The organism is Mycoplana sp. 10N416, assembly GCF_056394765.1.
On sequence record NZ_JBFTIM010000013.1, the window covers coordinates 16,843 to 38,827 of the forward strand.

A 21,985-nucleotide genomic window follows, 5' to 3' on the forward strand; every position below is an offset into this window, starting at 1 on the left:
GCTGTTTCCAAGTGCGCTCACTTGTCGAGCGTCACCTTGTGCAGGTCGAACATCTGCCCAGCCGATGACCCCGTGAAGCCATTGACATACGGCTGCATCGCCCAGACCTCGGCTTCGACGAATACCGGCACCCACGGTACGAAAACCTCGGTGAGAAGCTGGTTGATCTCGTCGAGTTTCTTCTGCCATTTCACTGGATCGAGCTCTGCGCGGAGTGCTGCGTATTTCTCATCGAGCGCGGGGTCGCAAAAGCCGGTACGGGTTCGCCCGGTCTTCAGACGCGAGCATTCGAAATGGTTGTTGTAGTAGGCTCCCACGAATTCACCGGTGCCGTAGCCGCCGTTGGCGAGCGCCAGGGTAAAGTCTCCCGCTTCGGTGGCGGCATTGAAGGCCGCCAGATCGAGCAGCTTGGTTGTTACGTTCATTCCTAAGCCACGCAACTGCTCTGCGATGAACTGTGCCGGAAGCTCCCAGGCGGGCTGCGTAATCAGCTCGACGGGTTCCGTAACCTTTGAAAGAACCGCGCCGGCGGCCTCAGGATCATAGGGGAAGGGGTCGTAGCCCTCCTTGAAGCCTTCCTGTCCAAATCCGGCGACCTGTTCGCTGGTGATGGCGAGCCCATTGTAGAGGTGCTCGACAATGGCATTCTTGTCGATGGCCATATTCATAGCCTTGCGAACTTCGACGTCGGCAAAGGGCGAACCCTCACGGACGTTCATCTGAAGCATGCGCATCGATGCGCCCGGCCTGATTTCGAGCTTCATGTTAGCGGAACGGAGCTGGTCGACGAAATCCGGCGTGACGGGGTAGATCATATCGATCGACCCCGAAAGCAGCTCCGCCACGCGGGTGGATTCCTCCGGAATCGTGCGCCAGATGATCTTTTCCACGCCGGGCGCCCCCTGCCAGTACTCCGGGAACGCATCCATCACCACACGTTGATCGGGGGTCCATTCCGTGAGTTTGAACGGACCAGCGCCAATGGGTGTGGCGGTTCGGGTTTCCTCGACGGTGCGTGCGCCGTCGGATGCTTTGTGCATGATTTCCTGCGCGGAAAAGTTCAGGCCCTGTAGCGCCGTCCGGATTGAGCCAAAGGGAACTTTGGTTTTGAAACGAACCGTATAACGGTCAGTCTTGGTCGCGCTTTCCACATTGGCCATGTTGCCCATGCTGGCGCGCGGTGATTTTGTCGCGGGATCCCAAAGGCGTTCAAAGGTATAGACGACATCGTCCGAAGTCATTTCGTCGCCGTTATGGTAACGAACACCCTGACGGATTTTCAGATCGTAGGTGGTGTCATCGACCTGCGTGAGACCTTCGGCGAGTTGGGGTGCCAGGTCGAGGCCAGGAGGGGGGAGATAGTAGAGCTTGTCCCTGAGTGCCTGGGAAATAATCTGGGTGAACCGTGCTCGGTGCATCTGGGGATCCATCGTTCCCGGATCCCAAGTCCAGCCAATTGTCAGCGTCCCCTTTGGGGTCTGCTTGAGAGGCTCTTCTTGAGCCGAGGCCGGAAGCGAAATCGCAACAAGCGACGCGGCAAGCACCAGCCGTTCAATCAGTTTCCTCGTCGATAACATCAGTTCCTCCCTCTAAGGTTATCTGAAAATCTTGCCTCAACAATCAGCCGGCGCGCTGCCGACGCTGATGCGGGTCAGGTACGGGATGGGCCTCGATCAGTTCACGCGTATAGGGATGCTTGGGGTTTAGATGAACGTCGGTCGGGTTGCCGGTTTCGACGATCTTTCCATGGCGCATGACGACGATTTGGTCGCAGAACCGTTCAACGACAGCCAGGTCGTGGGCGATGAGCAGGTAGGTCAGGCCGAATGTCGTCTGCAGTTCTTTCAGCAGGACAAGGATTTGCGCCTGGACGCTGACGTCAAGCGCGGATACCGGCTCATCGAGCACGACCACGCGAGGTTCGACTGCCAGTGCCCTGGCAATTGCAATTCGTTGCCGCTGACCACCGGAAAACTCGTGCGGAAAGCGGCCAACAGCCTGAGAAGACAGGCCACAACGTCCAGCCAGATCGGCCACGCGACGCGGGATTTCGGAAGCTGGATAGAGCCGGTGGACCCGCATTCCCTCAGCGATCAGATCGCCCACGGTCCAGCGAGGGTTGAGCGATGAGGTCGGGTCCTGAAAGACGATCTGGATAAGCCGGGCGAATTCCGCTGCGGTGCCGCGCTCTTTGAGTATATCCTTGTCGTCGACGAGGATCTGGCCCGAATCCGGGGTCGTCAGACCCGTGATCATGCGTGCGACGGTTGTCTTGCCACTACCGGATTCACCGATCAGTCCAGTTGTGCGGCCCGCTTCGACCCTAAAGGAAACAGTGTCGACGGCCTTGAACCAGCGGGCCCGAGTGAAGCTTTCCGATCCTACACGGAATGCCTTCGTCAGCTTAACGATATCCAGTTTGGCGCTACGACTGCTCGCTCCAGTATCAGTCATCAAGCCACCTCAATCGGATTGAAACAGCGAAACTTACTGCCGTCCTGGCCGAGCACTGGCGGCTGTTCTCGGCGACACTCCGCGCTTGCTTTGGAACAGCGTGGCTCGAACGGGCATTTGCGCAATTTTCCCAGAATCTGGATGGCCGAACCGGGTATGGGCGCGAAGGGCTTGTCCTCACCGATGCGCGGCATCGATCGCATGAGCGCATGCGTGTAGGGGTGACGCGGCCTGTCAAACAGGGTGTAAACATCCGCCTCCTCCGCCACGATACCTCCGTAGAGGACGGCCACGCGATCGCAGGTTTGCGCGACAACGCCGAGGTCATGGGTAATCATGATGACGCCGGCGCCGCGATCGGCGCAAACGCGCAGAAGAATGTCGAGAACCCTGCGCTGAACGGTTACATCGAGAGCGGACGTTACTTCGTCCGCGATGATAAGCTCAGGATCCGCGATCAAGGCCGCGGCGATGACCGCACGCTGCCGCATACCCCCCGACAGCTGATGCGGGAAAGAATTCATCACGCGCGAGGGGTCGGTGATCTTCAGTTCGGCGAGCAGGCTCTCACCCGCTTGCTGTGCTTCCTTAGCGCGCACCTTCTTATGAACCTGCAGGGCCTCAACGAGTTGCTGGCCAATCGTGCGAACCGGATCGAGGGCCGTCAAGGCGTCCTGGAAGATATAGCCGATCTGACCGCCCCGCACCTTGCGCAATCTGGCAGAAGACGCCCCGACCAGCTCTTCTTTCTTGTATCGTACGCTGCCTGATATCCGTGCGGCCGGAGGAACCAGGCCTATGATCCCTTTGGCAGTCGCGGACTTGCCCGCACCGGATTCACCAACCACACCGAATACTTCTCCCTTGCCGACTGAAAAGCTGACGGAGGACACGGCGGTAATCGCCCCGATCCCAATCGAGAAATTTTCGACTTCCAGCAAATTATCTGGTTTCATATCGGCGCTCTTCAACAAGCATTTGCATGATCAAACGGCCTCCAGGTTCCGGCTAGCGGCGTCAGCGGAAGCCGCCGCCGCCGCTGACGTACACGGTATCGGCTGTCATGAATTCGCAGCCATCCGAGCACAGAAACAGCACGAGCTCACCGATCTCGTCGGGCTCGGCGTTGCGCTTCATCGGATTTGCAGCGATGATGCGCTCTTCCATTTCCTTGCTTGTGCCGGACGCGGCCTGGAAGCCTGTGGTAACGCTGGCAGGTGAAACGGAAAGGCATCGAATGCCACGGTCGGCGAACTCGCGGGCAACGCCCATAGTCAGGGTATTAACTGCGCCCTTCGCGGAGGCGTAGTGCACCGAGCCACCCGGCCCACCACGACGATGTGCCATGCTGGCCACGTTTATGATTACACCCTTGCCATTTTCCAGCATGTGCGGGAGCATCTCCTGAATGGCGTAGAAGGTGCCTTTGACGTTAAGGTCGTAGCTCAGCTCCCAAAGCGCGTCGTCGATTTCCAGAAACTTGCAGCGACGCAAAGCCGACCCCGCTGAGTTGAAAAGAAAATCCACGCGGCCGAATTTCTCGATCGCTGCGGCGACCATGTTTTTTACGTCGGCGCGTTTGGTGACGTTGGTGCGGATAGAGATCGCCTCGCTACCTTCGGCTTCCACCAGTCTCACCGTCTCGGCGCCGCCGGTTTCATTGATGTCTGCGCAAACGACTTTAGCGCCTTCTCGGGCAAAAATTACTGCGGTCGAACGGCCGATGCCGCTGCCGCCGCCGGTGATTACAATCGTTTTGCCTTTGAAATAGTCTGGGGTTCTGGCCACGGTTCTTCTCTCTTGTTCAATGAAATTGGCAAGTTGCGGTTCTGAGTTCTGATGGGACGGGCAACGATCTCAAAGCATTGCAGCTTGATCACGCAAACGGGTCGCGGACCTGGCTTGCGAAGTCGATCATCACGTTCTTCGTGCGGAGATATTCATCGATGGCGATGACGCCCCGCTCCTTGCCGTAACCGGAATCCTTGAAGCCACCGAAGGGGGCCATGGGTTGTGCAACGCGATAGGTATTGACCCAAATCATGCCGGCATGCAGCGCGCGACTCATCCGCAGGCTGCGGGAAAGATCGGTCGTCCAGATTCCGCCTGCGAGGCCGTAACGCGTGTCATTGGCAATGGAAATCGCCTCCTCTTCAGTTTCGAAGGGGATCAACGTCAGGACAGGGCCGAAGATCTCTTCGCGCGCCAGTTCCATCTGGTTGTTCGCATCGATGAAGATCGTCGGCTGTACGAAGTAGCCTTCGTCAAGGCCTGTGCCCCGCGCTCTTCCGCCGCCGGCCACGAGCTTCGCGCCCTCGGCTACACCTTTCTCAATTGCGGCAAGGATGCGATTGAAATGGATCTCGTTCGCGGCGGTGCCCATCTGCGTGGACGGGTCGAGCGGATCACCCAGTCGAATTCTCAGAGACCGCTCGACCAGACGCTGCCAGACTTCCTTGTAGACACTCCGCTGCACGAGAAGACGTGAGCCTGCAATGCACGTCTGTCCCGTTGCCGAGAAAATCCCGGCCAAGGCGCCGGGCACAGCGCGGTCGAGTTCGGCGTCGTCGAAGATGATGTTGGGAGATTTTCCGCCGAGTTCTAACGTGACAGGAATGAGCCGGGCGCCGGCATCCGCGGCGATCTGCGCGCCGACGGCCGCGCTTCCGGTGAAGCTGACCTTATCAACACGGCCCGATCGCAAGAGGGCCTGACCCACGCGATAGTCGCCAGTTACAACATTGATGACGCCCGGTGGAAACCCTGCCTCACGGGCGAGCTCAGCGAACTCCAGGGTCGTGATTGAGGCATGTTCGGATGGCTTGATCACTACGCAATTGCCGGCCGCCAGCGCGGGAGCCAGTTTGTTCGACAGCAAAGCCATCGGCGAGTTCCAGGCGGTGATCAGGACGCAAACACCGAGCGGCTCTTTCCGCGTGTAGTCAAACGTATCCGGAAGATCGACTGGAATTGTCTGGCCTGACAGCTTGTCAGCGAGGCCTGAAAAGAAGCGATAGGCGCGAGCCGCCGACAGCATTTGACCGCTCGTTTCCCGAATAGCCTTGCCATTGTCCGTGCTTTCCATGCGGGCGAAACGCTCGGCATTTGCCTCCAGAAGCTCGGCGAGGCGCAGCATCAATTTGCTGCGCTCGTAACCGGCGGTCATGTTCCAGCGGGTTTCGTAGGTCTCGCGGGCTGCCGCAATGGCATCGGATACCTGGTCGGCGCTGGCTTGAGGTACCTGTGCCCACGCTTTGCCGGTGTAAGGGTTTATTGCCGGGAAATATTCCTGATTTGCCGCCCTGACGCTCTCGTTGGCGATGAACAGGCCATAATGCTTTTGCGTAGTCACAATATCTCCTCCAAGCGGGAGATGCGCGATCTCCCGCTCTAGCTGCATCATTTGTGGGGGAACCGTTCCAACAGGGGTTACGTCTTCACCCGGACTATCTTGGATAGTGTTCTGATGTGACCGATCCTTACTCCTCTAAAGGTCGATCATTTAACCGGTGATATTCAATACATGGATGAAAGCTAAATTCAATACAGGATATACAAAAAAATGTTCAACTATTGAATTTCATGAGATGGGGTGGAAAAGCCGATGCTTCGAGAAGGGCTTAAACGTAGCCCAGTTTGGCAATTTCCATTTGGATCTCCGCCGCGGCCTTTTGTAATCCCGAAATGTGCGAGGCAATCCGCTCTTCCGTCATCTGCGTGGCGAGTGCACTGACGCTCAGTGCGCCAAATACGTGTCCTGTCTTTCCACATATCGGAACACCGATTCCGTGTACTTCAGTCGAGGTGAGGGCTGCCTGGTGAATGTACCCCTTCTCCTGTGCCCACGCCAAGCGCTCGCGCATCATATCGAGATCGATGCCGTAGTGTCCGTAACGGTCAATGTTGTGTCGCAGGACCGTGTCCATCTCCGCGTTTGTCAGGGATGCGAGCAGGGTCAGACTGCCCGCGCCAAGGCCGAGCGGACGACGTTGCCCGATTTCCACCGTGCAGGTTCGTATTGGATTGCTGCCTTCGCAGCGATCTGCACATATGCTATCGAACCCGCTTCGGACGGTCAGGTAAACGGTATCACCGAGCTGCCTAGCGAGCCGTTCGATTACAGGCTGGCAGAGTTCGCGAATATTGAAATGCGGGAATGCTGTGGTGAACAGTTCGAACAGCAGTGAGCCAAGATAGAAGCGTTTTGTCTTCGGATCGCGCGATACAAATCCCACGCTATGTAGTGCCGTGACAATTCGATGCGCCGTCGACTGCTCGAGTCCGGCCAGTTCCGCGATCTCGTTTAATTTCATGCCGGCGAAATTGTGTGCCGCCACTATCTGCAGCAGGGCAGCGATCCGCACTGTGCCTTGCGCACCGGCCGGAATGGTACCCTCTACGAAGCGCACCCAACTCGGCTCCGTGCCGTCGTTCGCGTCAAGACCTTCTCCGGATTCGACAGCCGAACTTGCGTTTCGCTTCAACTCAGCCTCCGAGATAAACTTGCCGAACGTCCCAGACAACTAACAAACATTTGTGGGATGCCCATACTTGAATAATACGCGCGTCCAGACCGAGCCTCATCATACGTACCCTTGTGCGGCAATCTGATCCGCGATGTGCTGAGCCTGCTCGCGAAGGCTCTCAAGGATCAGGGGGGCGCGATCTTCGGGAATGCGATTGGCGATGGCGGTGATGCTCAGGCCCGCGAGGGGGTACCCGGTATGTCCGGTCACGGCCAAGGCCACAGTCTTGATCTCGGGCACGTTGAGCACTTCCCCATAAATGAAGCCCTGTTCGCGGATTTTTTGAACTTTGGCTTGTACGGCGTCTGCCGTCGTGTTGAACGACGTGTACCGATCGCGGTTGTGCTGGATAATGGTCTCGGCCTCCGTTGCGCCGTGAGCCGCAAGCAGAACAAGACTGCCCGCGCCGATGCCCAGTGGACGTCTTCGGCCCACATCGACCGTGCAGGTGCGGATCGGATAGCCGCCTTCCTGCCGCTCGGCGCAAATACCATCAAAGCCGGTGCGTACTGTGAGGTTGACCGTGTCGCCGAGTTCCGAGGCCAACTTTTTCATCGCCGGCAGGCAGATTTCCCGAATGTTGAAATGCGGAAAGGCCGTGGTGAAAAGTTCGAACAGCAGTGGGCCGAGATGATAGCGGCGTGTTTCAGGATTTCGGGACAGAAAACCCACACTGTGAAGCGCGGAGACAATCCTGTGTCCTGTCGATTGCTCGAGCTGAGCTAGCTCGGCAATCTCGCTCATCTTCATACCCGTAGCATTGTGGGCGGCGACGATGCGCAGAAGTGCCGCGATTCTCACCGTGCCTTGAGCGCCCTGAGGCGCGGCAACTTCGAGATATTTTTTCCAGCCTTTGTCCGAGGACGTTTCAATTTCCTCGTCTACATTCAATATGTGGGTTGATTGGTCGCGTTTTGAAATGGTAGACATTGTCTATTCCATATAGTGGTAATTTGGAGGGGTGGCAATGGTCGAATGTTGGCTCTCTGTGAGAAGCGCTTCGGACGCGCGGAGAATAGGGCTTGTCGTTGACAGTTTTTCACTCAACGTTCGCGAGTCCGACGGTAACGAAATTTCCGTGTCGAAGCGTTCACCTTCGTCTATTCACTATGTGGGCACATCTGCGTGGAAAGATCAATCCTCAGGTTGTGTGCTTCTGCATGGGGGGAGTGGCGACTGGCGACATTATTGCGCCAATCTGCACAGGCTCTCCAAGCGTATCCCTCTTCTCGTCCCGGATCTGCCGGGCTTCGGGTCCTCGGACACCCCGCGGGACGACGATTTGGAATCGATCGTAGATCCGATCGTCGAGGTGACACGGTCCCTGCCATGGACGGAGATCACTTTGGTGGGTTTTTCCTTCGGAGCGCTCGTGGCGGCTGCGGCGGCGGTGAAACGTCGGCCGGCGCGCTTGATGCTGATCAGTCCGGCGGGCTTTGGAGCGCATGCTCCTGAGATGGCAGCGGCGCGCGAGGCGGCGGCCCAGGTAGCGAAGGCATCGGGCCTCCGGTCAGGCCTGGCTTCGAATCTCGATCGGATCATGTTGCATCGCCCGTTGTGCCATCAGGATGAGCCGGTGCTGACGATGATGGAGGAAATGCTTCGCTCCACCCGAGCGAAGGTACGTCAGTTTTCTCGCAAGGAAATGATCTTGGATCGGCTGCGGCTGCTCGATTGCCCCGTAAGCGTGCTTTTTGGCGGGCGCGATCCCTACCATGCCTCCGTGCTTCGACAGCGCTACGCGGCAATTTCCGAAGCCTGTCCTCACGCGCACGTCGAGACGATCGCTGACGCGGCGCACTGGTTGATGCTGGAACGACCAGAGACGTTCGAGGACGTGTTGCTGAATTTCTACCGGGAGAAAATACGATGATCGACTACGATAGGCTCAAGGCGCGGGTGTTTACCCCCGTGATCCAGGAATATTCACGACGGGACACCATGATCTATGGGCTCGGTCTCAACCTCGGCGCGGACCCACTCGATGAACGTGCGCTTCGGTATGTCGCGGTGGATCCGCCAGTCGCCGAGCCAATGATGGCCGTGACGCTGGCACGCCTCGGACCTTGGATGCGCGATCCGGACGTGGGCATCGACTATCGCCGCATCGTGGTCGGCGAAATGTCTTTGCGCCTGCACGCGGAACTGCCGCCGGAAGGGCGTGTACGGGGTGACCATCGCGTAATCCGGATTACAGACAAGGGCGAAGGCCGCGGCGCGCTCGTGACTGTGCGCCGTGAGCTCCGCTCCGCCGAAACCGGGCAATTGTTGGCGGAGTACGAGCAGGTCACGTTCTGTAGGGGCGATGGCGGCTTTGCAAAGGACGGCCGGCATGATCCACCAAACGAGGCTACCGGCAATGCTTTGGGAAAGGATGAGGGCATGGGTTTCGAGGTCGAACTCCAGACATCCCCGCAACAAGCGCTGATCTACCGCCTGTCCGGTGACATGAACCCCCTGCATTCTGAGCCCGAAACGGCGCGGCGGGCCGGTTTTGACCGGCCAATCTTGCATGGGCTCGCGACCATGGGGATGGCCGGACACGCCATTGCGCGTTCCCTGGACCGGCCATTGGCTGCAATCGGTGGCCGTCTGTCGGCTCCGGTCTTTCCGGGGGAACGGATTCGGTTGGAAGGACGCAGGGCAGGGGAGAGCGGCGTATTCCGCATATTGAATAAAGATGGGAGGGAGGTTCTCTCAAAAGGTCACTTTTCTTTCACATAGTGGATTGACATGGGTGGTAATGGCCGGTAACCCTCAATTATAGACCACATAGTGAGATTATTCCGATGAACTTCTCTTTCACAGACGAGCAGAGCCTATTTGCAGACTCCGTGCGAAACTTCGCGCTCAAGAACCTAAAGGATGGTGCGTTGGAGCGCGCTCATCTGGAAGAGTTTCCGCGCGAGATGGCGCGAATGTTCTACGAGCAGGGCCTAATGGGTATCACAATGTCCGAGGCCGATGGTGGTCAGGGCGGTACGCTCATGGATGCGGTTATCGCGATCGAGCAGATCGCCCTCGTTTGCCCGCGCAGTGCCGACATCGTCCAGGAAGGTAACTTCGGCGCGGTCCGTACACTGGCGCAATACGCCAGCCCGAGCCAGAAAGAGCGCTTCCTTAGGCCTGTTCTGGAGGGGCGCGAGATTATCGCGGTCGGCATGACCGAACCGGACGCCGGATCTGCGACCACGGACCTGAAAACCACTGCGACGCCGGATGGCGAAGGTTTCCGGATCAAGGGAGCGAAGGTGTTCCCGAACCCGCATGCTGACTTCTATCTGGTTTATGTCCGCTTTGGACCCGGGGTGGGCGGTATCGGCTCCGTGCTGATCCGCCGTGACTCGCCCGGCTTTTCAATGGGCAAGACTTCGCAGTTCATGTCCGGTGCTGCGTGGGCTCCGCTGTTCTTTGACAATGTCTACGTACCGCCGGAGGATGTTCTGCTTCCCGCGGGCGGCTTCAAGAAACAGATCTCGGGCTTCAATGCCGAGCGTATCGGTAACGCAGCGCGTTCGCTGGCCTATGGCCGCTACTGCTTCAACGAGGCGCGGCGCTACGCAACCGAGCGGACCCAGTTCGGCCGCGCGCTCTGCGAATTCCAGGGCCTTCAGTGGAAGTTCGCCGACATGAAGGTGGCGATAGAGGCTGCCCAACTGCTTCTATATCGGGCGGCAAGCAACGCGGACGATGGTCTGCCGTCTTCGGACGAGACGACGATGGCGAAGCTGATGTGCAACCAGGTTGGTTTCAATGCGGCCAATGAAGCGATCCAGATCATGGGCGGCCTCGGCTATTCTCGCGAGGCTCTGATCGAATACTGCTTCCGCCGTTCGCGCGGCTGGATGATCGCCGGCGGTTCGCTGGAAATGCTGCGCAACCGTATGGCGGAGTCCATCTTCGAGCGCCGCTTTCCGCAGCGTCCGCCCCGTGTCGAGCCCAAGGCGGAGAGCGCACAGTGAACCTAACGGTCCCTTCATCAGGCGAAGTGCGACTGTCGTCAAAAGGCGAAGGGATCGTTGAGGTTCGCCTCAACCGTCCTGAGAAGCTCAATGCGCTCAACGACGACATGTACGCGATTTTGACCGATGTCTTTAGGCGCCTCCACGAAGACGCGTCGGTTCGCGCGGTTATTCTGATCGGCGAAGGCCGGGGCTTTTGCTCCGGCTCAGACATCGGCGGGATGCTGAAGACCACCGGGCCCGCGTCGCGGGCCCGTCTTCAACGCCGCCACGCGGCAATCCAGGCGATTTACAGTTGCGAGAAGCCCGTTATCGCGGCTGTGCGCGGCCCGGTTACGGGAATCGGATTTTCGATGGCGATGGCCTGCGACTTCCTGGTCGCCTCCCCGACGGCCTATTTCCAGCAGGCTTTCCGTAATATCGCCTTGATTCCGGATGGCGGCGCGATCTTCTTCCTCGCTCAAAGGCTCGGGATTGCGCGGGCAAAGGACTTGGTGATGTCGGCCCGCAAGTTGCCGGCCGCCGAGGCGTCCGACTGGGGACTCGTTTCGCGCATGGCGGCGGACGACAAGCTTGAAGCAGAGGCGCTCGCACTTGCCGAGGATCTCGCGCAGGCGCCGACGTACATGCTCGGGCTGTCCAAGAAAATGTTTGCGGCGGCGTGCAGCCCGTCACTCGAGACGGTTCTCGAAATTGAAAGTTATGCGGCGAGTGTTGCGCGATCTTCCTCCGATCACAGGGAAGGTGTCGCGGCGTTCCGGGAAAAGCGGAAGCCGAATTTCACCGGCGAGTAAGAGCGGTCTGGGAGGACGCTTGAAATGTCATCCCTTCGCAATCCGGGCAACCTGTTACCCGATATGCCGACTTTGACCGGGCAGGTTAAGTGGAACGACGCGATCGAAAAGTCAGGGACAACGATCCAATGAACATGATGAAAAACAACATGCGTCCGACGCTGGGCGATTGTATGTTCCGCCCGCGCGCGGTGGCTCTGATCGGTGCATCCGCCGATCCCGCCAAGAACAATGCTCGGCCACAACGCTATCTGACGGAAGCCGGTTTTGCAGGCAAGATCGTGCCGATCAATCCGGGACGCAGCGAAATCATGGGGCTGCCATGCTATCCTGATCTCGCCTCTGTTCCGTTTGACATCGACCATGCCTTCATCATGGTACCGGCTGCGGCGATCGAGGACGTGATCGACCAATGCGGGCGCAAGGGCGTGCCTGTGGTGACGATCTTCACAGCCGGCTTCGCCGAGTTGGGCGAGGAAGGGCTTGCGCTGCAACGTCGCATCGTCGAGCGCGCTCGAGCCGCCAATGTCCGCATCCTCGGCCCCAACTGCATCGGCCTCATTAACGTTCAGGGAAAACTGCCTCTGACTGCCAACGCCGCGGTGCAGGAAGAAAAGCTGCGCCCCGGACCGGTTTCGGTTGTTTCGCAAAGTGGCAGCATGCTAGGCAGCGTTCTGACCCGCGCAGCGGTGCGAGGGATCGGCTTTTCGAAGATGATCTCCATCGGCAACGAGGCGGACCTCTCCGTCGGCGAGATGGTCTCCCTTCTCGCGCAGGACGAAGATACAAAGGTCATCCTGCTCTTTCTGGAAACGATCCGCGACGGTGACGCACTCGCGAGGGCCGCGCGCGAAGCTTTCGCAGTCGGCAAGGCGGTGATCGCCTACAAGCTGGGCCGCTCTGCCCTTGGGCGGCGCGTAGCGGCTTCGCATACCGGGGCAATGGTCGGGGCCGACGAACTGGCCCAGGCATTCTTCAGAGACAATGGTATCTTGCGCGTCGAAACACTCGAAGCGCTGGTCGAGTTGCCTCGCCTGATCGAAGGACATGAGCCCCCTAAGGGACGCCGCGTCGGTATGATGACAGCGACGGGCGGGGCCGCGGCGATGATCGTCGACCGGCTGGGCGTTTACGGCGACACCGTGCCGGAGCCGCCGGAGGATTTCCGCACGAGGCTGGCAGACGAGGGGATCGAGATTTCGGAATCTCCACTTATCGATCTGCCGATGGGCTCGAGCGGTGGCGGACGTTACACGCGCATCCTTTCCGAGCTCATGTCCTCGGACCACTGCGACGCGGTCATCTCGGTCATGGGATCCTCCTCGCGTTCCAATCCGAAAATGGTCTGTGAGCGGGTGCTGAGTGCCAAGCTTGGCGCCAAGCCGGTGGCGGTTTTCCTCGCGCCCCAGGCCGACGAGGGACTGCGGATCCTGCATGAAGCCGGCATCGCCGGGTTCCGGACACCGGAGAGCTGTGCCGATGCCGTCCATGCGTTCCTCAACTGGCACCAGCCGTCGGCGCCGATCGCTCTGGATGAGAAGGAATTGGACGAAGCGCGGCGGGTCGTGGTGGCGACCGTTGAGTGGGATGAGCGCAAGGCCACCACTCTTTTTGCGGCCCTTGGCGTTCCGGTAGCGGAGAGCCGCGTCATCCCGGTCGAGGGAGGGGACATCGAGCCGGTTTCCGGTCCCGCAGCCGTGAAATGCCTTTCGCCCGACATCCTGCACAAGTCCGACGCCGGGCTCGTGGCGCTCGGCGTCGCGCCGGATGCCGTCGCGGGCGTTGCTGAAGAGATCCTGCGCAAAGCGCGCGCGGCGTTTCCGCAGGCGCGGATCGAGGGCGTGCTGGTCCAGAAGATGGAGAAGGGGCTTGCCGAGGTCATCCTCGGCTTCCGCAGGGACCCGGAGGTGGGCCCGGTGGTCGTGCTCGGCATGGGCGGCGTCACTGCGGAACTACGACCGAGCATCTCGGTCCGTATTGCGCCCGTCGATGTGGTCACCGCGCGCGAGATGATCGCCGAGGTGCCCGAACTGCGAAAGCTGGCAGGCTTCCGGAACCTGCCCAAAGGAGATCTCGCGGCGTTGGCCGAGACGATTGCCCGCTTTTCGAGGCTGGCCGTACTGGGCGGACAAATAAGCGAAGCTGAAATCAATCCATTGCTTATCAGGGAGGAAAACTATGGTGTCGTCGCAGTCGATGGGCTTGTTGCCCGCTGAAAGAACATATCGTCGCAGAAGCATGCTCGTCGCGGGCTTGCTGCTCGGCCTCAGCCTTGCCGCGCCGGCGCCGACGCTGGCGCAGGACTATCCGGACCGGCCGATTCAGGTGATCGTTCCATTCCCGCCGGGCGGGGGGACGGACACGGTGTCGCGCGCTGTGTCCGATCTCATGGGGCGCGAACTAGGTCAGCCCCTGATCGTCGAGAACCATGGGGGCGCCAATGGTGCCATCGGTACGCAAATGGCCGCTGCGGCCGAGCCCGATGGCTACACGCTCTATATCGGCAATCTGGGCACGATGGCGATCACGCCGAATCTGGATCCAAACGTGCGCTACGATCCGGTGAAGGATTTCATCGCGATCACCCAGATCAACGCCTCGTCCACGGTCCTGGTCGTTAATCCGAAGCTTGGCATCAAGACCTTCCAGGAGCTGATCGCCTATGCAAAGGCCAATCCGGGCAAGCTGAACTACGCCTCGAGCTCGCCCGCAACCATTCTGCCGATGGAAATGTTGAAGCAGATGGCAGGCATTGATCTCGTACACATTCCGTACAAGGGCTCCGGCCCGGCTATGACGGATATTCTTGCCGGCCATGTCGACGTTATGTTCGGCGGCGCGCTAGCAACTGTCCCGCACGTGAAGAGCGGAGCATTGATTGGACTTGCGGTAGCCGGATCTACGCGAAGCAAGGTGCTTCCGGATTTGCCGACCGTCGCTGAAAGCGGTTACCCGAAATTCGCGGCGGATTCGTGGAATGGCATCTTCGCCCCAGCGGGCACGCCCCCCGAGATCATTGCCAAGCTCAACAAGGCAGCGGTCACAGCGCTGAACGAACCGGAGGTGGCTGCTCGGATGGAGAACGAAGGAGCGGTTGTGATCGCGAATTCGGCGGAAGATTTCGCGGCCTATGTGGCTGCCGAACATGCCAAGTGGAAGGCTGTGATCGCCGCGCTTCCCGGCGGAATCAAGCTCGACTGAGGGGGAGCGGACATGGCGTTGCCAGTTGAGAATGCCGCGGCCGCGGTCCGAGAAGACAGCCTCAGCGGCGTGCTGGCGCGCCATGTCGCGACCATTGAGTGCGCCGATCTGGACGAGACCGTGATCCACGCCTTCCGTCGGGCCCTGGTGGATTACCTCGCCTGCGCCTTTGCCGGTGCGGAAATGCCGGTCACCCAGGCGCTTCACGCCTGGGCGGAAGCGGAGGGCGGGCGTGCCGCGGCGTCGGTCATTGGAAAACCGACGCGGCTGCCGGCAGCACAGGCGGCTTTCGTGAACGGGGCAGCGGCACACGCCCTGGACTTCGATGACGGCCATACCCGCGGCTCCGCCCACCCGGGCGGGGTGATCTTTTCCGCCGCCTTGGCCGCGGCGGAAAAGCGTGGCGCCACAACGGGCGAATTGATCGCGGGTGTGGTCGCCGGTTACGACGTAATGCTGCGCATAGCTTCGACCATGCATCCGGCTTCGGCCCGACAGGGCTGGCACAATACGGCGGTTGCCGGTGTGTTCGGCGCGGCAGCAGCCACCGGGCGCATCGCTGGCCTTTCATCAGCACAGTTGCGGGATGCATTGGGTTTGGCCGCAAGCTTTGCCGGCGGGATCCGGCAATATTTGTCAGATGGCGCCGAAGTAAAGCGCCTTCACCCCGGCAAGGCGGCGCGCGACGGCATCGTTTGCGCTGAGCTCGCGCAGGCGGGCGTCACCGGCGCCATCGCATGTCTCGAAGGGGCCGACGGTCTGTTTCGGGCCATGGTCGATGGCCGCGTGGACCAGGAGGCGCTCTTGGTCGGGCTGGGGCAGGACTTCTTGATCACTGCGGCTTACTTCAAACCTTATCCATGCTGCAGGCATTTCCACGCCGCCGTCGACGCGACGCTGGCGCTCCGTGCCGAGGAACGGTTGGAATCAACGCAGGTGGCGGCGATCGACATCGGCCTCTACCAGGTCGGCGCCCATGGCCACGATCACCGCACTGCAAGCAATTTGCTCGAAGCACAGATGAGTGCTCCCTGCGCGGTCGTCGGAGCTTTGATTCACGGTCGTTTGAATGCCGCCGACTTCGATCCCTCCGCCTTCACCGGAGCCGAGCCACAACGCCTCCTGGAGACAACGCGGGTCCATGTCGATGAAGATTGCGAGCGGCTCTATCCCAAGGTGCGCAGTGGTGTCGTCACGCTTGTACTGAAGGACGGTCGGCGGCTTGAGCGCCGCATCCTTGAGCCGCGGGGAGAGACGGCAAATCCGCTCACCGACGACGATTTGAGCCGAAAGTTCACTGACAACGTACCGGGCCGGATCGGGCCGAAGAATGCCGGAAAGCTCCTCGATCGCATCTGGGCGATGGACGGCCAAGGCGATCTCTCCGGGTTCTTCCCCCTGCTGGCCCAATGAAGGATGAAACGCAGTTGACAGATCAAAATCTCGAACAGTCGCCGCACGGGCGATTTCTGGAACATGCTGCGCGCGGCGAACTGGTCTTCCAGCGCGACGGTACTGGCAAAGCCTATTTTCCTCCGCGCCTGGTCGCCCCTAGGGACGGGGCCGATCCGGTCTGGGACGTCTCGGCCGGAACGGGCGCGATCCATTCGCTGACACTGGTTCGCCACAAGGGCGAACCGTCCTTCGCGCTGGCGATGATCGATCTCGACGAAGGGTTCCGCATGATGAGCCGGGTCGACAGCGATGACCCGGAGACATTGCGCATTGGCGACAGGGTCCGAATTGCCTTTCGTCCGCTGGCCGAGGGGCAGCCGCCGATGCCGGTGTTCAAGCTTATGGAGAAGTCCGCATGACCAGACCGAAACGTGGCAGTGTCGCCGTCGTTGGCGCAGCGGAATCCGATCTCGGCCGGGTCGCCGATCACACGACGCCAATCGATCTGATGGCGCAAGGGGTGCAGCGGGCATTGGCCGATTGTGGGCTGCGGCTGCGGGATGTCGACGGACTGTTTGCCGCAACCTCGCAGGTTCGGATGGCTCCCCTGGCATTGGCTGAGTATCTCGGTATTCGTCCGGCCTATTTTGACGGTACGAATATCGGCGGTTCGTCGTTCATGTCGCATCTGGCCCATGCCCATGCGGCAATCGAGGCGGGACTCTGCTCTGTTGCGGTGATCGCATATGGCAGCACGCAGCGTTCAGTCAGCCGGGCGGCGGCGTCGCCGCGTGAATACAATGCATGGGAAACACCGTATCGTCCGATTCTGCCGACCTCGGCCTATGCCCTCTCGGCCGCGCGGCACATGCATCTTTACGGCACCACACGGCGGCAACTCGCCGAGGTGGCGGTGGCGGCACGGCAATGGGCGCTGATGAACCCCAAGGCCTGGGAAAAGGATCCGCTGACCATCGACGACGTCCTCTCGGCGCGGATGATCAGCGATCCCCTGACGGTGCGCGACTGCTGCCTCGTTACCGACGGTGGCGGAGCGCTCGTACTGGTTTCCGCGGAAAAGGCCCGAGACCTGGACGTAGACCCGGTCTACGTGCTGGGCCATGGCGAGACGTTGAGCCATGCCTCGATCTCGTCAATGGAGGACCTGACGGTGACCGGGGCGGCGCTGTCCGGCCCGCAAGCCTTCGCCATGGCCGGTGCGACGCCTGCCGACATGGATGTAACTATCCTCTACGACGCGTTTACCATTACCCCGATCCTGTTTCTCGAAGACCTCGGTTATTGCCCGAAGGGCGAGGGTGGACGGTTCGTCACCGGCGGCGCGATTGCACCCGGCGGCAGTCTTGCACTCAATACGAACGGCGGCGGCCTCTCTTACTGCCATCCCGGCATGTACGGCATGCTCGGCATGATCGAGGCCGTGCAGCAGCTTCGTGGCCGGTGCGGCGCACGGCAAGTCGCCGGCGCAGGGATGGCTCTGGCGCACGGCAACGGCGGGGTTCTCTCCAGCCAATGCACCGCAATCTTCGGCACGGCCGAGACAGTCTAGGAAGGAATGAGCATGCTTGAAGGCAAGGTTGCCATCGTCACCGGAGCGGGGCGAGGAATAGGAAGAGACATTGCTCTGGCCATGGCACGCGAGGGTGCGAAGGTTGTGGTCAACGATTTGGGCGTGCAACTGGACGGCTCCAACGGTACCGCCAATCCGGCGGAAGAGGTTGTCGCCGAAATCCGTGCGGCCGGCGGCGAAGCTGTGGCGAACTTCGACAGCGTCGCTGCCTGGGATAGCGCGCAACGTGTAGTGGCGAGCGCTATCGACGCGTTCGGTCGCATCGACTGCGTGGTCAACAATGCGGGCATCCTGCGCGATGTGATGTTCCACAAGATGCCGCCCGAGGACTGGGATCTGGTGATCCAGGTCATGCTGAACGGTGCCTTCTACATGAGCCGGGCCGCGATCACGCATTTCCGTGCGCAGGAAAGCGGCAGTTTCGTTCACATGATCTCGGCCTCTGGCCTGGCTGGCAACTACGGCCAAGCCGCCTATGCCGCAGCCAAGGCCGGGATGGTCGGCCTATCCAAATCCATCGCTATTGACGCGCAGAAGTACAATGTACGCTCGAACTGTGTCGCGCCGTCGGCATGGACGCGGATGACGAGCTCGATTCCCGAAACAGAGGCGAACATGGCCCGGATTGCACAGCGCAAGCAGGTTACTCCTGACAAGAACGCGCCGCTGGTGGCCTTTCTCGCTAGCGATCTGGCAAAGGACGTGAATGGTCAGATCTTCGCGACGCGCATGAACGAGATCTTCCTGATGGGACAGTCGCGCCCGATCCGGAGCATTCACCGCGCCGAGGGTTGGACCCCCGAGACCGTCGCCAACCATGCAATTCCCGCTCTCAAATCGAGTTTCTATCCAATCGACCGGAACCAGGACGTGTTCTGCTGGGACCCGGTGTGAGCTGAGCCGAGCGACAACGATGGAGGAAGAAATGAAACAAAAGAGCGGGAATGTTGACGTCGAGAGCGGTGTCTTCTTTACGGCGACGGGCGCAGTCACCCTGCTGCTTTCGACGAACTATTCATTCGGGTCGGCTGCACGGATGGGCCCGGGCTTTTTCCCGATCATCCTCAGCGCCGTGCTGATGCTGCTCGGCATCGCGATCCTGTTTTCCGGCTTGCGCAACCGTAAGGCGGTGGCGCCGGCGCCGTTCGATCTAAAAAGCGTACTGATCATTTGCCTGGCCATCGTGCTGTTCGGACTGCTGTTGATGCGGGCGGGGCTCCTGATTACCGTGCCTCTGACGGTGTTTGTCGCCTCCTTCGCCCAACACGAGATGAAATGGAAGCAGACGCTCGTTATCGCGTTGGCGCTGACGACTTTCACTTGGCTGGTGTTCATCGCGGGGCTTAACCTTCGTATTCCGTTGCTGCCGAGGTTTGTCTGAAATGGAAATCCTGTCACATCTGGCGATGGGTTTTTCCGTCGCCCTGTCGTTCCAAAACCTGCTTTACTGCATGTTCGGAGTCATTGTCGGCACGGCGATTGGTGTGCTTCCAGGGCTCGGGCCGCTCGCGACGATCGCCATGCTTCTCCCACTCACATACACTTTGGAGCCGACCTCCGCGCTGATCATGCTGTCGGGAATCTACTATGGTGCCCAATACGGCGGTTCGACCACAGCCATCCTGGTCAATCTGCCGGGGGAATCGGCCTCGGTCGTCACCTGTCTCGACGGCCACAAGATGGCGTTGAAAGGACGGGCTGGCGCAGCGCTCGCCATCGCGGCCCTCGGTTCATTCTTCGCCGGCACGGTCGGAACCGCGCTCATTGCCGGCTTCGCACCGGTCCTGGCAACCTTCGCCTTCAATTTCGGACCCGCCGAGTATTTTGCGCTGATGGTTCTGGGCCTGGTGGCTGCTGTTACGCTGGCGCATGGCTCGCTGTTGAAAGCCCTAGCCATGGTGGTCTTTGGTCTCATTCTCGGCTGCATCGGCATCGACGTGAACAGCGGCGTGGCCCGGTTGGATTTCGGGCTCCTGGAACTGGCTGACGGGATCGAATTTGTCGCAATCGCTATGGGCGTGTTCGCCTTCACCGACATCATCGTGAACTGGCGCAAGAAACAGCAGGAGCCTGTTCTGGCGGCGAAAGTAACTTCGTTTATGCCAAGTCGCGAGGAGTTTAAGGAGAGTTGGCCCGCCGCTATCCGCGGAACGGCACTTGGGTGTATTCTTGGCCTTCTGCCGGGCGGTGGCGCGACCCTGTCTTCTTTTGCCTCATACACGATCGAAAAGCGCGTGTCGCGCAGTCCCGAGAAGTTCGGTCACGGCGCACCGGCAGGTGTCGCCGGCCCCGAATCGGCCAACAATGCCGGCTCGCAGTCCTCGTTCATTCCGATGCTGACGCTCGGCATTCCCTCCAACGGCGTCATGGCTTTGATGATCGGTGCGATGATGATCCATGACATCGTGCCCGGTCCGCAGATCATGACCGAGAACGCGCCGATGTTCTGGGGGCTTGTCGTCTCGATGTGGATCGGCAACTTGATGTTGCTGGTGCTGAATCTGCCGATGGTCGGGATATGGGTGAAGTTGCTGCGGGTAAAATATGACGTGCTGGCCCCGCTTGTCCTGATCTTCTGCCTGATCGGCCTCTACAGTATCCATAACCAGTCCTTCGAGATCTACCTTGCCGCGATTTTTGCCGTGGTGGGCTATCTCTTCAAGCGCATGCACTGCGAGCCGGCGCCCTTGCTGCTGGGCTTCATCCTCGGTCCGATGATGGAAGAAAATCTGCGGCGGGCCCTGCTTCTGTCGCGCGGCAGCGCGATGACGTTCATCGAGCGACCGATCTCAGCCGGTCTGCTGGTCGTATCCATCCTGGTCCTCGGGGTTGTCTTGTTCCCGACGTTGAGGCGCAAGCGGGAGGAAGTCTTCGCAGAGGAAGAGGCATGAGATCCACGGTCGATGATGCCAAGGCACGGTCATGAGGCGGACCACCTATCTGGCGCGGTTGGCCCTCAGCATTGCGATCGGAGCCGGGGGCGGTACGGCGTTCTACCTGCTCTCGCTACCTCTGCCGTGGATGCTAGGTGCAATGTGCTCGGTCCTTGCAGCGGCGCTCGCGCGGCTACCCGTGGTTTCCGCGCGACGCATCCGTCCTCCGATGGCGGCGGTGATCGGCGTGATGCTCGGCAGTTCGTTCAGTCCCGACATGCTGGGGCGGCTAAGCGACTGGCTGCCTGTCACGCTGGCAGCCGTGGCGGCGTCGGTGCTGATTGGTGCAACGGGATACGCCTACATGCGCTATGTGGCGAAGCTCGATCCGGTGACCGCCTATTTTGCGGGAATGCCTGCGGGCGTCTATGAGATGACGGCGCAAGGTGGGCTAGCCGGCGGCGACGAGCGACGCATAGCGCTGGTGCAGGCGACGCGGGTTTTCCTCGTCGTCTTCACCGTGCCAATGATCTTGAATCTATTCCTGCATTTCGGGTCCACGGGCGGGTTGTCGCTGCGGGCCGGGCATGGTGCGCTGTCGCTGGTCGACATAGCGATATTGGTTGTCTGTGGGTCTGTGGGTTGGCCGTTGGCCATGAAGCTGCACCTCCCTAATCCGCCGCTGATCGGCCCTATGCTGACCAGTGCTGTCGCGCATGCTATCGGGCTGACCGAGGGAGCCCCGCCCTATTTCCTGGTCTCCGCGGCTCAAGTCGTGCTCGGCACCACCATCGGGGGCCAGTTCCTCGGGGTGGACCGGAGATTGCTGTTCAGCTCTGCTCTGCACAGTCTCGTCCTCGTGCCGGTCATGGTGTCGATCGCAGCCCTTGCGGCATTGTGCGCGGCTCGGTGGTCGGGCGGAGGCTATCCGGCGACCTTCCTTGCTCTCGCGCCGGGAGGGACCACGGAAATGTCCCTCGTTGCCCTCGCGATCAAAGCGGAGGTCGCGCTGGTCGTGTTTCATCAAATACTGCGGCAGGTCTGCATTCACATGTTCGCGCCCGCGGTATTCCGCGCAATCCGGCGAGCATGACGGAAAGGTAGTGCGAGCCGCTTCGACCATAAGGCGTCAAGCGAGCTTCGATCGCCACGCACCTGGACGATCGAGAGCAACAGTACAAGAACGATG

Annotated in this window: 20 protein-coding genes; 13 read left to right on the top strand and 7 right to left on the bottom strand. The window is 60.4% G+C overall.

Features of this window, described 5'->3' with window-relative positions; genetic code table 11:
• Nucleotides 1-17: 17 nt before the first annotated feature.
• The 7 genes from AC1DDS_RS21940 to AC1DDS_RS21970 all read right to left on the bottom strand — a co-directional run bounded on the left by AC1DDS_RS21940 (nt 18) and on the right by AC1DDS_RS21970 (nt 7,910).
• On the bottom strand, nt 18-1,577 hold the full coding sequence (locus AC1DDS_RS21940; RefSeq protein WP_477480786.1) for an ABC transporter substrate-binding protein: 1,560 nt from the start codon (nt 1,575-1,577) through the stop codon (nt 18-20).
• A gap of 43 nt (nt 1,578-1,620) precedes the next feature.
• A complete protein-coding gene (locus tag AC1DDS_RS21945) occupies nt 1,621-2,454 on the bottom strand; it encodes an ATP-binding cassette domain-containing protein (protein ID WP_477480787.1) in 834 nt (277 codons plus the stop codon).
• Nucleotides 2,454-3,410, bottom strand: coding sequence for an ABC transporter ATP-binding protein (locus AC1DDS_RS21950; protein WP_477480788.1), 957 nt, complete (start codon nt 3,408-3,410; stop codon nt 2,454-2,456). The genes AC1DDS_RS21945 and AC1DDS_RS21950 overlap by 1 nt, the downstream gene beginning before the upstream one ends.
• A gap of 61 nt (nt 3,411-3,471) precedes the next feature.
• The gene (locus AC1DDS_RS21955; protein WP_477480789.1) at nt 3,472-4,242 is read right to left on the bottom strand and encodes an SDR family NAD(P)-dependent oxidoreductase; all 771 of its coding nucleotides are present in this window, start codon (nt 4,240-4,242) and stop codon (nt 3,472-3,474) included.
• Nucleotides 4,243-4,330: 88 nt separating this feature from the next.
• The gene (locus AC1DDS_RS21960) at nt 4,331-5,806 is read right to left on the bottom strand and encodes an aldehyde dehydrogenase (RefSeq protein ID WP_477480790.1); all 1,476 of its coding nucleotides are present in this window, start codon (nt 5,804-5,806) and stop codon (nt 4,331-4,333) included.
• A gap of 268 nt (nt 5,807-6,074) precedes the next feature.
• Nucleotides 6,075-6,938, bottom strand: a complete 864-nt coding sequence (locus AC1DDS_RS21965) for an IclR family transcriptional regulator (RefSeq protein WP_477480791.1) — start codon at nt 6,936-6,938, stop codon at nt 6,075-6,077.
• A gap of 99 nt (nt 6,939-7,037) precedes the next feature.
• Complete coding sequence (locus AC1DDS_RS21970) at nt 7,038-7,910, bottom strand: IclR family transcriptional regulator (protein ID WP_477480792.1); 873 nt, start codon at nt 7,908-7,910, stop codon at nt 7,038-7,040.
• A 148-nt stretch (nt 7,911-8,058) separates the two neighbouring features.
• On the opposite strand from AC1DDS_RS21970, the gene AC1DDS_RS21975 reads away from it, so the two are divergent.
• The 13 genes from AC1DDS_RS21975 (at nt 8,059) to AC1DDS_RS22035 (ending at nt 21,889) form a co-directional block, all read left to right on the top strand.
• Nucleotides 8,059-8,853, top strand: coding sequence for an alpha/beta fold hydrolase (locus tag AC1DDS_RS21975; RefSeq protein WP_477480793.1), 795 nt, complete (start codon nt 8,059-8,061; stop codon nt 8,851-8,853).
• The gene (locus AC1DDS_RS21980; RefSeq protein ID WP_477480794.1) at nt 8,850-9,704 is read left to right on the top strand and encodes a MaoC/PaaZ C-terminal domain-containing protein; all 855 of its coding nucleotides are present in this window, start codon (nt 8,850-8,852) and stop codon (nt 9,702-9,704) included. The genes AC1DDS_RS21975 and AC1DDS_RS21980 overlap by 4 nt, the downstream gene beginning before the upstream one ends.
• Nucleotides 9,705-9,769: 65 nt before the next feature.
• Nucleotides 9,770-10,942, top strand: coding sequence for an acyl-CoA dehydrogenase family protein (locus AC1DDS_RS21985; protein ID WP_477480795.1), 1,173 nt, complete (start codon nt 9,770-9,772; stop codon nt 10,940-10,942).
• On the top strand, nt 10,939-11,736 hold the full coding sequence (locus tag AC1DDS_RS21990) for an enoyl-CoA hydratase/isomerase family protein (protein ID WP_477480796.1): 798 nt from the start codon (nt 10,939-10,941) through the stop codon (nt 11,734-11,736). Before AC1DDS_RS21985 ends, AC1DDS_RS21990 begins: the two co-directional genes overlap by 4 nt.
• Nucleotides 11,737-11,864: 128 nt before the next feature.
• A complete protein-coding gene (locus AC1DDS_RS21995; protein WP_477480797.1) occupies nt 11,865-13,952 on the top strand; it encodes an acetate--CoA ligase family protein in 2,088 nt (695 codons plus the stop codon).
• A 22-nt stretch (nt 13,953-13,974) separates the two neighbouring features.
• Nucleotides 13,975-14,937 (top strand): Bug family tripartite tricarboxylate transporter substrate binding protein, encoded by a 963-nt coding sequence (locus tag AC1DDS_RS22000; RefSeq protein ID WP_477480798.1) that lies wholly within the window; start codon nt 13,975-13,977, stop codon nt 14,935-14,937.
• A gap of 12 nt (nt 14,938-14,949) precedes the next feature.
• Nucleotides 14,950-16,350, top strand: coding sequence for an MmgE/PrpD family protein (locus AC1DDS_RS22005; RefSeq protein ID WP_477480799.1), 1,401 nt, complete (start codon nt 14,950-14,952; stop codon nt 16,348-16,350).
• Between the two features lie 14 nt (nt 16,351-16,364).
• Nucleotides 16,365-16,751: a Zn-ribbon domain-containing OB-fold protein gene (locus AC1DDS_RS22010; protein WP_477480800.1), complete on the top strand. Its 387-nt coding sequence runs from the start codon at nt 16,365-16,367 to the stop codon at nt 16,749-16,751.
• Entirely contained in the window at nt 16,748-17,902 is a 1,155-nt protein-coding gene (locus AC1DDS_RS22015) for a thiolase (protein WP_477480801.1), read from the top strand. Before AC1DDS_RS22010 ends, AC1DDS_RS22015 begins: the two co-directional genes overlap by 4 nt.
• Nucleotides 17,903-17,914: 12 nt before the next feature.
• Nucleotides 17,915-18,817 carry an SDR family NAD(P)-dependent oxidoreductase gene (locus AC1DDS_RS22020; RefSeq protein ID WP_477480802.1) on the top strand — a complete coding sequence of 301 codons (903 nt, stop codon included), beginning with the start codon at nt 17,915-17,917 and terminating at the stop codon, nt 18,815-18,817.
• A 19-nt stretch (nt 18,818-18,836) separates the two neighbouring features.
• Nucleotides 18,837-19,304: a tripartite tricarboxylate transporter TctB family protein gene (locus AC1DDS_RS22025; RefSeq protein WP_477480803.1), complete on the top strand. Its 468-nt coding sequence runs from the start codon at nt 18,837-18,839 to the stop codon at nt 19,302-19,304.
• A gap of 1 nt (nt 19,305) precedes the next feature.
• Nucleotides 19,306-20,814: a tripartite tricarboxylate transporter permease gene (locus tag AC1DDS_RS22030; RefSeq protein WP_477480804.1), complete on the top strand. Its 1,509-nt coding sequence runs from the start codon at nt 19,306-19,308 to the stop codon at nt 20,812-20,814.
• Between the two features lie 31 nt (nt 20,815-20,845).
• Nucleotides 20,846-21,889 (top strand): AbrB family transcriptional regulator, encoded by a 1,044-nt coding sequence (locus tag AC1DDS_RS22035; RefSeq protein ID WP_477480805.1) that lies wholly within the window; start codon nt 20,846-20,848, stop codon nt 21,887-21,889.
• The last annotated feature ends 96 nt before the right edge of the window (nt 21,890-21,985 follow it).